Consider the following 12,844-nt stretch of genomic DNA (forward strand, 5'->3'; position numbering starts at 1 on the left):
TCGCACACACCTTCCGTGCGGTTCAGTAGGTTTTCTGAAAATCCGGCTTGCTGAGGATGCGTGCGATATCGATGCGGATCCCGGACCGCTTGAACACGACTCGATAATCACCGGCCCTCAATCGGTAGAGCACTTCCTTAAAGCCTTGCAACTTCTTGATGCGTTTTCCGTCGGGGATGGGATTACCGGCAAGACGGGCGCAGTCGGTGAGAATCTGATTCACGATCTTGTCAGGGAAACTGTCGAGGTCTCGTTGGGCCTGTTCGGAAAGAAAGACCTGGAAGGTCACGCGCGCCGGACCTTTTTCCTAATCCGCTTCACCTTGTAGTCGGACAACGCCATCGTTCGGCCCGCACGGATATCTCTGAGGCCTTCTTCGATCTTCTTGCGAAGCTTTGGACTATAGGCCAGCAAGGCATCCTCGATGTCGTCTTCGGTCACAGGAACCAGCATCGCAGTCGGCCGCCCGTGCGTGGTCACGAGGACCGTATTGCCTCGCTCGACGGTTCTGAGCATTTCGGAAGTCTTGGTCTTGAGTTCCCGCACGTTGGTAAATTTCACGAGTTCCTCTTCTGTGGTTACAAGTGTGACCACATGGTAAAGTCTCACCCTAACGAAGTCAAGGACGTGTGGGCTATGGAGAAGGCAGATACTGGATTGTAAAGAATATGTCCCAGGAGACCTCATCTCGGACGCCCTCGTACAAGGAGGCGAGAGTTGTTCTATTTCAAGCCGTCATGGTCCGGTTTGTGATGCCACTACCATCCCGACGGCCCGACCATAGGTCGCCGACGATCCAGCTTTTGCATATAATGCTTCGCGATCCGCTTTCTCCATATCTATCGGAGCTGTGATGCCTGAAACCCTGTCGGTCCAGTGTTGCATTGCCGGAGGAGGGCCGGCCGGGATGATGCTGGGGCTCCTGCTGGCCCGGGCCGGCGTCTCGGTGGTTGTCCTGGAAAAGCACGCGGATTTTCTCAGGGATTTTCGCGGCGACACCTTGCACCCCTCAACGTTGGAAATCATGCACGAGTTGGGCCTACTCGAACGATTCCTGCGATTGCCTCACCAAAAGGTGATGCGGATCAACGCGCGGTTCGGAGATCTGGAATTCACGGTGGCGGATTTCTCTCATCTGCCGACCCAATGCCGTTACGTGGCCTTCATGCCACAGTGGGACTTTCTCAACTTTCTCGTGGAGGTGGGGAGCGGGTATCCAAGTATTCACGTCCGAATGAGTGCGGAAGTGACGGATGTGATCGAGACCGGAGGTTCAGTCGTAGGGCTTCGCGCTGAAACGCCGAAGGGGCCGCTGAACGTTCGGGCCTCGCTCGTTGTGGGGGCCGACGGCCGATACTCTGTTGTCCGCAAGAGAGCGGGGCTTTCTGTAGAAGAATTCGGTGCTCCGATGGATGTGCTCTGGTTCCGACTGTCACGCAATCCCGAGGACCCGGTCGATCCGATGGGCCGTTTCGATGCCGGCCGGATCTTCATCATGTTGAACCGAGGTGACTACTGGCAGTGCGGCTTCGTCATTGCCAAGGGAACACTGGGCGAAATTCGAGCGCAAGGCCTCCCGCTGTTCCGCGACAGTGTGGCGAAGTTGGCCCCGTTTGCCGCAGACCGCGTACACGAGCTACAAGACTGGGAACCGATCAAACTGCTGACCGTACAAGTCGATCGGTTGCGGCAGTGGTATAAGCCTGGGCTGCTCTGTATCGGAGATGCGGCTCACGCCATGTCGCCGGTCGGGGGAGTCGGAATCAACCTGGCGATTCAGGATGCGGTGGCGGCGGCTAATCTGCTGGACCAACCGTTGCGTGAAGGGCGAATGACCGAGGCGGATTTGGCCAAGGTGCAGGCCCGCCGTGTGTGGCCTACTCAGCTGACTCAACAGGCCCAACTCATCATCCAGAATCGCGTCATCAGACATGTGCTGGATAGCAAGGGTACGCTGCCAGCTCCTTGGGCCGTCCGGCTCCTTGCGCGGTTTCCCTTCCTTCGGCGTGTCCCTGCTAGGCTGATTGGCCTTGGCGTCCGGCCTGAGCGTGTACGAACGCCGGTCGGCTATCCCTTAAGCTGATCCAAGCGCCCCATCACACCCCTACTGACTGATGCATGAAGAACTGTTGGGAAATTCTCCGGCAACACGCTCTCAACTTTTTGAAGCGCGTGCGGCGCAGTCTCCACCATTTCTTCGATCACAGCCAGCACCACCGATTCCGCCAGGCCCGTCGCTTTCCCTGTCTGGACGAAATGTCGACCCCGGATCTCGCCGATCCGATAATGGCGATTCGTGCCGACCGACATGGAGAGCCTCATGTGTCTACGGTCGATCTGTCGCCCATCGAAGCTCGGCTGCGCGGTCAGGACATCATAGAGCGGCGTCAGGTGATAGCGGCCCCCTGGGCTGAGAAAGATGCTGAAATTCTTCGCGTGCCCGTCTGTTGCGCCAATCAGCCAGAAAAATATCTGTGCCTTCAAGACGGTGATCCGGTCTACTGCCGGCTGATCGCTCCCTTTCAACAAGTCCAGAATCCGGACCAGTCCAGGTCCTCCCTCGCTTTGATATTTTCTGGTTGGCGGAACGGACAATGCCTGACAACAATCCTCCTGTGGCAAGCGCAAGAGTCGTTTGTCTTTCGTCCACCGCCGGTCGAATCGCTCGATGACCAACGCTCGGCTGTCCCCAAATGTGTGCATCTCCGCCTTGTTCACCGGCAAGCCGAAGGCTTCTCCCAGTTTCAGGCAGTAAAACTCGTTCTCGACACTGTCCGATAGGTCGAGGCCGTTGGGTAGACGCCCAATCTGTTTCTTGATGATATGCGTGGTCGGTGTAGTACCTGTCGGCTTCCACCACCGGCCTTTATGCCGCAGCAGTGCGGTTTTTTCCTGTGCCCCGGCCACAGAAATCCTGAACGCCTCATCGCGGCTCAACCCCAGTGGGGCCTGCGAAAGGCCACGGAGCAGTTTTTCAATCGCGGTATCAGTAATGGTTTCTCCCTTGATCGTGGCTGTGTCACCCTCATCGGCATCATCGATCCCCGTGAATTGCAACGCGCCGACGCAATCCCGACCAATGGCCGCGAGCAGGCTATAGAAATCCGTTCCAGCCGCTCCTACTCTTTCGGCGACAAGCCGCCTCAGCACGTCGGAATCCGGCAAGAGATTCTCGAACACCGCCCCGACAACCTCTCCTCTATAGGCATCCTCCCGCAATGGAAGCGACAACGAGACTGGTAGCGCGTGCTCCCACTCCAACCAATGAGCGTCATACTGAAAATCGATCGCGCCGGTGGACGATTTGCTGAGCCGACCGACCAGCCGGTTGTTCAGCAGCACGCGCAACGGCGCATGGGTGCGGCGGCGTGCCATCAGAAAATCTCCTCAATATCGGCCGCCCGGCCTTTGGATCGCGGCGCAATTTGGAATTCCAATTCGAGCGCAGCCAGCACGCTGAGGATGGTTTCCATCGTCGTCGATGGATTCCCCGTCTCGATCAGAGAGATTGTCTCCTGCCGAAGACCGGCCTTTTCTCCCAGTTGCGTTTGACTGAGTCCCTGTTTCTTCCTGATACGCCTGATCAGATTTCCTATCTGTCTCGGATCTCGTGCAAGATCACCCATAACTCCTCCGTTGTGCGCATTATGCGCCATTCACGATATCATGACAATATAGCGATTAACGCATATGTCCTATTTATGAACCAAAGGCGATAAGTTCAACGCTTCGGGGGTTCCGGTGAGTTCGACGGCATATACAATGTGACAGGGCAGGAAACCTAAAAGGCTGGTGCGACAGCGAGGACGACGCAGCTGCAAGCTATATCCCCAGTTCTTCCGATAGTCGAACTTCCGACTCGTCGAGAATCTCTTCCAGGCAGATGAAGCAGGGAAAGGAATTTTCAGCTTATAATCCCCGCTATCCGCTTTCTTCACTTATGGTCGGAGATCTGATGCCTGAAACCCTGTCGGTCCAGTGTTGCATTGCCGGAGGAGGTCCTGCCGGGATGATGCTGGGGCTCCTGCTGGCCCGGGCCGGCGTCTCGGTGGTTGTCCTGGAAAAGCACGCGGATTTTCTCAGGGATTTTCGCGGCGACACCTTGCACCCCTCAACGTTGGAAATCATGCACGAGTTGGGCCTACTCGAACGATTCCTGCGATTGCCTCACCAAAAGGTGATGCGGATCAACGCGCGGTTCGGAGATCTGGAATTCACGGTGGCGGATTTCTCTCATCTGCCGACCCAATGCCGTTACGTGGCCTTCATGCCACAGTGGGACTTTCTCAACTTTCTCGTGGAGGTGGGGAGCGGGTATCCAAGTATTCACGTCCGAATGAGTGCGGAAGTGACGGATGTGATCGAGACCGGAGGTTCAGTCGTAGGGCTTCGCGCTGAAACGCCGAAGGGGCCGCTGAACGTTCGGGCCTCGCTCGTTGTGGGGGCCGACGGCCGATACTCTGTTGTCCGCAAGAGAGCGGGGCTTTCTGTAGAAGAATTCGGTGCTCCGATGGATGTGCTCTGGTTCCGACTGTCACGCAATCCCGAGGACCCGGTCGATCCGATGGGCCGTTTCGATGCCGGCCGGATCTTCATCATGTTGAACCGAGGTGACTACTGGCAGTGCGGCTTCGTCATTGCCAAGGGAACACTGGGCGAAATTCGAGCGCAAGGCCTCCCGCTGTTCCGCGACAGTGTGGCGAAGTTGGCCCCGTTTGCCGCAGACCGCGTACACGAGCTACAAGACTGGGAACCGATCAAACTGCTGACCGTACAAGTCGATCGGTTGCGGCAGTGGTATAAGCCTGGGCTGCTCTGTATCGGAGATGCGGCTCACGCCATGTCGCCGGTCGGGGGAGTCGGAATCAACCTGGCGATTCAGGATGCGGTGGCGGCGGCTAATCTGTTATGGCAACCATTGCGTGAAGGGAGAGTGACCGAGGCGGATTTGGCCAAGGTGCAGGCCCGCCGTGTGTGGCCTACTCAGCTGACTCAACGGGCCCAGCTCATTATCCAGAACCGTGTCATCAGGCCTGTGTTGGATAGCAAGGGTCCGCTGCCGCCTCCTTGTGCCGTCCGGCTTCTGGCACGGTTCCCCTTTCTACGCCGTATCCCCGCCAGGATGATCGGGCTTGGAGTCCGACCTGAGCATGTACGGACGGCGGTGTACTGAATCATCTTCGCCCATTGACGATTCCGTATCCCCACAGTATTGTTCCCCCGCTTCACGCGGCACGAACGATGAGACACCAAAGGAGCTTGGCATGAAGAACGGTTTTTTTCGAGGACATGGGCTCGGCAATGACTATTTAGTAGTGGATCCCAAGGAAATGACCGTTAAATTGACTGCCAAGAACATCAAAACTATTTGCAACCGCAACTGGGGAGTAGGCAGTGACGGGATTTTAGCCTTGGTCCCCTCTAAGAAGGCCGATTTCGGACTGCGCATTTTCAACCCGGATGGCAGCGAGGCGGAAAAATCGGGGAACGGCCTCAGAATCTTTGCGCGCTATCTCCACGCGACCGGTAAAACGAAGAAGAAGCATTTCACAGTCGAGACCAGGGGTGGCCTCGTCACAATCGACCTGCACCTCGATCGGCTCGGGGATGCGAGCGCGGCAACCGTTGAGATGGGGATCGCCACGTTCAAACCGGATGCTCTCCCCTGTTCACTTGACGTGCCCGAGTTGATTCAGCAGCCGATCGAAGCAGCCGGACGAGCCCTGACTTTTACCGGCGTGAGCGTCGGCAATCCCCATTGTATCGTCTTCAAGCCCGCCGGAGAATCCTGGTCCCGGGAAGAACTCGTGGCGTTGGGGCCGGCCCTAGAAAACCACGAGCTGTTTCCTAAACGGACGAACGTGCAGCTGGCTGTTCCAACCGGACCTAAGGAAATCTCCATTCTGATTTGGGAGCGTGGCGCAGGCGAGACGCAGGCCTCTGGCTCTTCATCCTGCGCTGCTGCCAGCGCCGCGGTACGCCTAGGACTCGTGAGGAGCCCCGTCACCGTGAAGATGCCGGGTGGGGTTCTGAATATCGATGTGGCTCCAGACTTCAGCCTCACCATGAAAGGGCCGGTGGCCGAAGTCGCGCGAGGCGCGCTGAGCCCCTCGTTCGTGCGCGGGCTCAAGTAGAGCCGACGATGTGCAGGTTATGGCCCACAGGGCGGCGATCCGGATGCGCGATCTTTGAGCTCTGTCGCACGCTAGCCCGCATTGCTCATAACGGTTCGTCGCGAAAACGCGAAGACGCGTCGTGAGACGGGCAAGCGCAGCTACGACGGAGGGAGTCATACTTGAAACAGTATGTTGACCGACTGAGCGGCGAGCACGCCCGTTGCCACAGCGTCTTCGCGTTTGCAGCAGAAGCGGTCATAATTATCCGGGCTAGGTTTGCCCGTTGTGAGCGCGTATAATAGGCCCGTCTATCCTGGTCGAAGGAATAATCGAGCCATCTGAAATCCCACCACCGCGCGACGAGGGGAAGATGGACGATCCGCTCGACTCCGCACAAGACCTCTCCACCGAACTCCAACAGCTACGCTGCTCCGTCCTTGAGCTCCAACGAGAGCTGCTGACGCAGAAGAGCAAGGAGACCAAACCGGTAACCTCGCTGGCACACTTCACGGCGCTGTCCCATATGCTGGAATCGGCCCTCCTCTTCGAAAACGCCGCGCGGCGGATTACCTTCATCAACGAAACATTCTGCGCGATGTTCGACATCTCCGAGCCCGACTCCCTCATCGGCCTGGACAGCCGGGCCGCCATCGAGCGGGTCCAAGCTTTCTGTGCGGACCCGACCCGCTTTCTGTCCCAAATCGAGCGCGTGGTGGGCGGGCAGGTGCCGCTCAATGGCGAAGAGATCCGACTCGCAGACGGTCGATGGCTGGTGCAGGATTATGCCCCCGTCATGGTGGACGGGACCTGCGCGTGGCATGTCTGGAGCTATCGGGACATCACTGAGCGCAAGCGGACGAAGATAGCCCTGAGTGAGAGCGAATCGCGGTTCAGGATGATGGAGGATACCGCGCAGGTTCTGATCTGGGTGGCAGGTCCCGACAAGCTCTGTACCTATTTCAACCAGGGCTGGCTCGATTATACGGGCCGGACGTTGGAGCAGGAACTCGGCAACGGCTGGGCCGAGGGCGTGCACCCGGACGATCTTGCCCGCTGTCTGAAAACCTACGAAGAGGCCTTCGATCGCCGGGAACCCTTCCAGATGGAATACCGCCTGCGCAAGGCGAACGGCGAGTATGGATGGATTCTCGATAGCGGCACCCCTCGCCGGCTCCCGAACGGCGGGTTCGCCGGCTACATCAGCTCCGGCATCGACATCACTGAACAGAAGCAGGCGCAGGCGGTGCTGGAAAGCATCGTGAGGGGAACGGCTTCCGTGACGGGCGAGGAGTTTTTCCAGGTCCTGGTGCAGCAGCTCGCCGCAACGCTGGATGCCCGCTTCTCTCTCGTCACCAAGCTGGTCGGCGGGTCACGAACCAGGTTGCGCACCCTCGCTGTGTGGCATGGCGCTGGCCCCGGACGGAATTTCGAATACGACACGCGCGGCACTCCTTGTGAAGTCGTACTCGCACAGGGCTCTGCCTGTTATCTGACGGGGGTCTGCGCGCTGTTTCCCGACGATCAGGATCTGGTCAAGCTGGAGGCGGAAGGGTATCTTGGGCATGTGCTGCGCGACGCACAAGGCGTGCCGATCGGACATCTCTGCGTGGTGACGAAGGCACCGTTGCGGATCGGAGACCAAGGCTTGTCCATTATGGCGGTCTTTGCCGCCCGCGCCGCGGCGGAACTCGAGCGCAAGCAGGCCGAAGAGACGCTGCGCCGATCGTATGAGGAGCGCGAGCGGATCAGCCACGATTTGCACGACGGTATCCTGCAATCGCTCTATGCGATCGGGCTGGGGTTGGAAGCGATGAAACGACGTGTGAAACCCGCCACGCGAGTCCTGCTTGAGCAGCTGGACGACTCCATCATGCAGCTCAATGCCTTGGTGCGGGAAGTCCGTGGTTTCATCACCCACATGACGATGCCCGCCGAGGATACCTGGGACATTACCCAGACGCTTCAGGCGTTGAGGGGAGCCTTCGCTGCGACGGAGGCCGGCGACATCGCCATCCAGGTCGAACCTGCCGTCGCCGCTTCGTTCTCATCTGAGCAATCTGCCCACCTGGTGAAGTTCGTCAGGGAGGCGCTGAGCAACAGCATGCGGCATGCGCACGCCGCGCGCCGGTCCGTCACGCTGGGCCGGTCTCGCAAAGGGATTCGCCTGGAAATTCGCGACGACGGCGTCGGTTTTCGCGTGAGCCAGCGTCGAGGGGTCGGCATGGGATTGTCCACGATGCAGGCGCGGGCGAAAAAACTGGGAGGCCGTCTCTCCATCATCTCGCGACCGGGACGCGGCACGCGCGTGGCGCTCGATCTCCCCCGCAACCCGCCTTCATCATGATGGGTCGCTGCCAACTTGCTCCCGGCAGACGCGCGGTTCAGCAAAAGGGTTCGTCAACCGTGGAGAAGAGCGAACGAGTTTCTTGATGCCCTTTCGATTGACGATTGACGCATGACGCTCGACGTTCTCCAATCCAAACTCGCCCATCTGCCCGGTAGTCCCGGCGTCTACCTCTTCAAGAGCGAGCAAGGAGAGATCATTTACATCGGAAAAGCCGCGGTGCTCGCAGATCGCGTCCGATCCTATTTCCAGAAGGGAGCGGACCACAACCCCAAGACCAGTCTTCTCGTCAGCCACATCGCCGACGTAGAGACGATGGTGACCCGATCCGAGCTCGAAGCACTGATTCTTGAGAGCAACCTGGTCAAGCGGCACAAACCCCGCTTCAACATCGTGCTGCGGGACGACAAGCAGTACCCCTATGTGCGGCTGCCCATCAAAGAAGATTTTCCCCGGCTCTCGATCGTGCGCCGCGTGCAAAAAGACGGGGCGTTGTACTACGGCCCCTATACACCGGCGAACGCACTTCGGGAGACGTTGAAAGTCATCAAACATGTCTTCCCCCTTGCCACGTGTACGATCGATATCGACGGGACCGCCGCCCGCGCCTGCATCGAATTTGAGATCAAGCGGTGCATGGCGCCCTGCACCGGCAATCAGTCGAAGGAGGAGTACCATCAGATCGTCAAACAGGTCCGCCAATTTCTGGAGGGCCGGGATCGCGAATTGCTGGACGATCTCCGTGCCCGCATGGAAGCGGCGGCGGAGCGGGAAGAGTTCGAAGAGGCAGCCCGACTGCGTGACCGCCTCTTCAAGATCGAACGGATGCTGGAAAAGCAGCGGATCACGCAGACCTCGGCAACCGATCAGGACGTGATCGGCTTAGCCAGACAAGGTTCGGCGGTGGACCTCCAGATTCTGTTCGTGCGCGGCGGCCTGCTGATCGGACGGAAAGATTTCTTCTGGCCTCAGTCGGCTGCGGTGGCTGACGAGGAGCTGGTGCATTCCGCCATCGAGCAGTTCTACAACAAGGACGGGCAGCCACCGAGAGAAGTCCTCGTCCCGACCGACATCGAGGACGCCGCGCTGATTCAACAATGGCTCTCCGACAAGCGAGGCGAATCCGTTCATGTCCGTTCGCCTGAGCGAGGCGCCAAGCATCAACTCGTCCTCTTAGCTGAAGAGAATGCAGCGGCGGCGGTCGCCGATCACTTGCGGGACGAGGAACTTGACCGGCAAGCCGGTGAGGAACTGAAACGGCTGCTGCGTCTGGTGCACGCTCCTCGCCGGATTGAAGGGTTCGACATCTCTAATACGATGGGGAACCAATCAGTGGCCTCGATGGTCGTCTGGGAAGACGGACAGATGAAGAAGGCGGACTATCGGCGGTTCAAAATCCAAACGGTGACGGGGGCCAATGACTTCGCAAGTATGAAAGAGGTCGTCACACGTCGCTACGGGCGGGAGGAGAACCTCGCTCAGCCGGATCTGATTCTCATCGACGGCGGGTTAGGCCAGCTGGCTGCCGCTCTGGAGGGGCTCAAAGAAGCCGGACGCCAAGGTCTACCGATCCTTGGGCTGGCCAAGGCCCGCGGTGACAAGGAGGAGCGTGTCTTTCTGGCCGGAAGAAAGAACCCGATCGTGCTCAAGCCGCAATCTCCTTCCACCCATCTACTCCAACGCATTCGTGACGAAGCCCATCGTTTCGCGATCACGTTCCATCGCAAGCTGCGCGGCAAATCACTGGTCGGCTCCAAACTGGATCAGGTCATCGGAATCGGTGAGATTCGGCGCAATCAGCTGTTGGAGAAATTCGGCAGTCTTGACAACCTGGCCTCGGCCAGCGACGAAGCCCTACGGGAAGCCGGACTCACTGCAAAGACCGTCTCAAATCTCCGTCGAACACTTGATAAATAGCATTCATCAGCCCAGATCCGCCATCTAGAATAGAGTGCGCACACTGAAGGTTCCCAAATGCACGAACGCATGGTACGTCCCGTTGACGGTCGGATTCAGATTGTCAACAATCGTGCGTGATTCGTAGAACCACTCCTGATAGGCTAGGTCCAGTCCGATGCCCTTCGGCCAAAGAGCTGATCCTCCGCTGCAGGGAATTATCCCCAGAAATCGCCCTGCGCCCTTGCACAGAAAGCCGGTGCCAAGAGACAGGGTATGAGCCGGCAGGGAAATGGTGGCAGGACTGAAGGTCCGATCGGGAACGGGATCATCCGTGTACGTATAACCGGACCGAACGGCTATCTCCCAGTAAGGCAGCCAGGCAGGATTCAGCCATCGGTACTCGGTTCCCAGTGCGATGACCGGCACATCCTTCCACTCCTGAGGCTGTGGAATCGTTGCTCCGTTCGACAGGCGGACATCAAGATTCTTATTTGAACTCCAGCCCACATACTCGATATCAAGCTCCACCTTCCACTCTCGTTCGCTCGTACGCACCGGCCAAACAGCCACAGCTCCAGTAAATATTTGTGGGAGCACAAGATCGGTTGAGGCATCGGCGATCTTGGCTCCGTTGACCAACAGAGATCCATTCAAGGGCACCACCGCCTGAGAGCGGTAGACGAATCCGACGGAGACGAGCGGTCGACCGGCCTCGTTTCTCACAGGCGTATAGAGCAGGCTGGCTTTTACGCCAGCGCCCGTCCCGTTCCCGTTCAGTTCGATAGACGCTCCGGCTGGGATTCCCAAGGCTCCGGAGCTCACCTGTTTCTGCTCCACATGTCCTTCGCCCAAAAAACTCGCAAACGTGTAAATATCGGCGCCCACACCTACCGACAGATTCTTGGTTACCCTGTAAGCGATGGTTGGCTTGATATCGATCAGCGGCAGCGCAGCCGAGGTCACAGCCGTGTTGAGGGGACCATCGACCGGGTAGCTCGTATTTGAGCCGAACGGAGAAGTTAACCCAATCCCGACGGTCACGGAGGAAAGAATGGGCAACCTGATAGGGGAGAGGTTGGCGCTTAAATAAAAGTGGCTGGGAGGGGGCCAGTTCACGCTGCCGTTGAAATCACCGCGACTGTCAACGCCAGAGGGGCTCTGGTATTCGACAGAGCCACCGACCGCAGTGGAGCCGAACAGGCTTTGAATGCCTTCTACTTGGGCCAAACCGGCGGGGTTGAAGTGGATAGCTGATGGATCATCGGCCTGGGCCGCAAAGGCATTCCCCTGTCCTGCGGCGCGTGCCCCTTGAGGCTGAAAGCGAAGCGCCTGAGCTTCAGCACCCGTCGACTTCATGAGACAAGACAAGAGAGTGACTAGGACGATACCTCTGCCGAGATACGATGAATGCGTCACAATGTGAACCTTCTCCTAAAGCGTTTCTCTCGCTTGAGGAACGGCTACAATGCCCGGCTGTGATCCTCGTCAATGCGTTTCATTTGATGTTAAGCGTAATGGTGGTATAGGTCTCAGGTATAGAGGCGATCAGCTCTAGACGAAAAATTGGACGATCCTAGTAAGATTTGTTGTGATTCTTGACTTGCTCGTGTAGTATGTTTTACTTGTACTGTCAGTTCTGGAGACTTCCCGATGTCTCATACACCAACGAGACTACCCTTCCCGCACAAGACGTTTGATACGCTCTCCAAGGCTGAGTGCCGGGACTTCATGGAGATTCTTCATTTCGTGATGCAGGTTGAGACTCCTGATGACTTGCGGGACGTGCTTATTCGATCCCAGAATTATTTCTCCTTTACAAGGGCCCTTGGGGGACTCGTTCGTCTTGGACCAAATCGAACATTTGCCGGTTTCAGTAATGTCGTCAACGCCAGTTATCCGGATGACTGGCTCTACATGTACTGGAAAAATGGGTTTGCCGACGTCGACCCGGTGTTCAAGGCAGCCTTAACATCACCAGGTACGCAACATTGGCAAGAGATCTATCAGAACATGTCCTCCGAAAAAGAGCAGGAGTTTATCGTCACCGCGCGTCGATTCGGTCTGAATGACGGCATCACCACAGGCTCCGTCGATCAGGCCTGTGGAGTCGCTACCTTCTGTTCGTTTGCCAGCGAGCAGTCGCTTGATGCGAAACGAGTGATGCCAGTTGTCGAATACCTCGGATATTACATACATATGGCTCTGCTCAGAACCGCGCCGAAATCGGCGCCGGCAACGAATCGATGCGTCAAAGAGCTTTCTTCTCGAGAAGTCACGATTCTCAATTGGATGAAGAACGGAAAGACCAATTGGGAGATCGGCAAGATCCTCGGAGTCAGTGAACGAACCGTACGATTCCACATCGAGAGCATCTTTTCCAAGCTAGAGGTGACCTCCCGCTCTCAGGCCGTTGCGACCGCCATCGAACACGGCCTACCCGCCCTTCATGGGTTGCCAACCGCCAGCCAGGCATAAATCGCAGCAG

11 protein-coding genes are annotated in these 12,844 nt (G+C 57.9%); 6 read left to right on the top strand and 5 right to left on the bottom strand.

Translation table 11 applies throughout. The features are described from left to right. Positions 1-22 precede the first annotated feature (22 nt). The gene (locus P0120_17775) at positions 23-289 is read right to left on the bottom strand and encodes a type II toxin-antitoxin system RelE/ParE family toxin (protein ID MDF0676161.1); all 267 of its coding nucleotides are present in this window, start codon (positions 287-289) and stop codon (positions 23-25) included. Beyond that, positions 286-561: a type II toxin-antitoxin system prevent-host-death family antitoxin gene (locus P0120_17780; protein ID MDF0676162.1), complete on the bottom strand. Its 276-nt coding sequence runs from the start codon at positions 559-561 to the stop codon at positions 286-288. The genes P0120_17775 and P0120_17780 overlap by 4 nt, the downstream gene beginning before the upstream one ends. 292 nt (positions 562-853) lie before the next feature. On the opposite strand from P0120_17780, the gene P0120_17785 reads away from it, so the two are divergent. Further along, complete coding sequence (locus P0120_17785; protein MDF0676163.1) at positions 854-2,083, top strand: FAD-dependent oxidoreductase; 1,230 nt, start codon at positions 854-856, stop codon at positions 2,081-2,083. Here the strand turns inward: P0120_17785 and P0120_17790 are convergent. Continuing rightward, complete coding sequence (locus tag P0120_17790; protein ID MDF0676164.1) at positions 2,068-3,375, bottom strand: type II toxin-antitoxin system HipA family toxin; 1,308 nt, start codon at positions 3,373-3,375, stop codon at positions 2,068-2,070. The genes P0120_17785 and P0120_17790 overlap by 16 nt on opposite strands. Further along, positions 3,375-3,626: a helix-turn-helix domain-containing protein gene (locus P0120_17795; protein ID MDF0676165.1), complete on the bottom strand. Its 252-nt coding sequence runs from the start codon at positions 3,624-3,626 to the stop codon at positions 3,375-3,377. The genes P0120_17790 and P0120_17795 overlap by 1 nt, the downstream gene beginning before the upstream one ends. A gap of 329 nt (positions 3,627-3,955) precedes the next feature. Here P0120_17795 and P0120_17800 point away from each other — a divergent pair, with 329 nt between their 5' ends. The 4 genes from P0120_17800 to uvrC all read left to right on the top strand — a co-directional run bounded on the left by P0120_17800 (position 3,956) and on the right by uvrC (position 10,377). Next, positions 3,956-5,173, top strand: a complete 1,218-nt coding sequence (locus P0120_17800) for an FAD-dependent oxidoreductase (GenBank protein ID MDF0676166.1) — start codon at positions 3,956-3,958, stop codon at positions 5,171-5,173. A gap of 91 nt (positions 5,174-5,264) precedes the next feature. After that, entirely contained in the window at positions 5,265-6,134 is an 870-nt protein-coding gene (gene dapF / locus P0120_17805; GenBank protein MDF0676167.1) for a diaminopimelate epimerase, read from the top strand. A gap of 352 nt (positions 6,135-6,486) precedes the next feature. After that, entirely contained in the window at positions 6,487-8,460 is a 1,974-nt protein-coding gene (locus P0120_17810) for a PAS domain S-box protein (protein ID MDF0676168.1), read from the top strand. A gap of 111 nt (positions 8,461-8,571) precedes the next feature. Continuing rightward, complete coding sequence (gene uvrC / locus P0120_17815; GenBank protein ID MDF0676169.1) at positions 8,572-10,377, top strand: excinuclease ABC subunit UvrC; 1,806 nt, start codon at positions 8,572-8,574, stop codon at positions 10,375-10,377. A gap of 24 nt (positions 10,378-10,401) precedes the next feature. Here uvrC and P0120_17820 read toward each other — a convergent pair whose 3' ends face one another. Continuing rightward, a complete protein-coding gene (locus P0120_17820) occupies positions 10,402-11,775 on the bottom strand; it encodes an outer membrane protein transport protein (GenBank protein ID MDF0676170.1) in 1,374 nt (457 codons plus the stop codon). Positions 11,776-12,009: 234 nt separating this feature from the next. Here P0120_17820 and P0120_17825 point away from each other — a divergent pair, with 234 nt between their 5' ends. Continuing rightward, positions 12,010-12,834 carry a LuxR C-terminal-related transcriptional regulator gene (locus tag P0120_17825; GenBank protein ID MDF0676171.1) on the top strand — a complete coding sequence of 275 codons (825 nt, stop codon included), beginning with the start codon at positions 12,010-12,012 and terminating at the stop codon, positions 12,832-12,834. The last annotated feature ends 10 nt before the right edge of the window (positions 12,835-12,844 follow it).

This window comes from Nitrospira sp., assembly GCA_029194675.1.
GTDB lineage: Bacteria > Nitrospirota > Nitrospiria > Nitrospirales > Nitrospiraceae > Nitrospira_D.

Bases quoted from the DNA above. Each gene is read 5' to 3' on its own strand.
- P0120_17810 (MDF0676168.1), top strand. From the start codon at position 6,487: ATGGACGATCCGCTCGACTCCGCACAAGACCTCTCCACCGAACTCCAA.
- P0120_17825 (MDF0676171.1), top strand. From the start codon at position 12,010: ATGTCTCATACACCAACGAGACTACCCTTCCCGCACAAGACGTTTGAT.
- P0120_17800 (MDF0676166.1), top strand. From the start codon at position 3,956: ATGCCTGAAACCCTGTCGGTCCAGTGTTGCATTGCCGGAGGAGGTCCT.
- P0120_17795 (MDF0676165.1), bottom strand. From the start codon at position 3,626: ATGGGTGATCTTGCACGAGATCCGAGACAGATAGGAAATCTGATCAGG.
- dapF (MDF0676167.1), top strand. From the start codon at position 5,265: ATGAAGAACGGTTTTTTTCGAGGACATGGGCTCGGCAATGACTATTTA.
- P0120_17790 (MDF0676164.1), bottom strand. From the start codon at position 3,375: ATGGCACGCCGCCGCACCCATGCGCCGTTGCGCGTGCTGCTGAACAAC.
- P0120_17785 (MDF0676163.1), top strand. From the start codon at position 854: ATGCCTGAAACCCTGTCGGTCCAGTGTTGCATTGCCGGAGGAGGGCCG.
- uvrC (MDF0676169.1), top strand. From the start codon at position 8,572: ATGACGCTCGACGTTCTCCAATCCAAACTCGCCCATCTGCCCGGTAGT.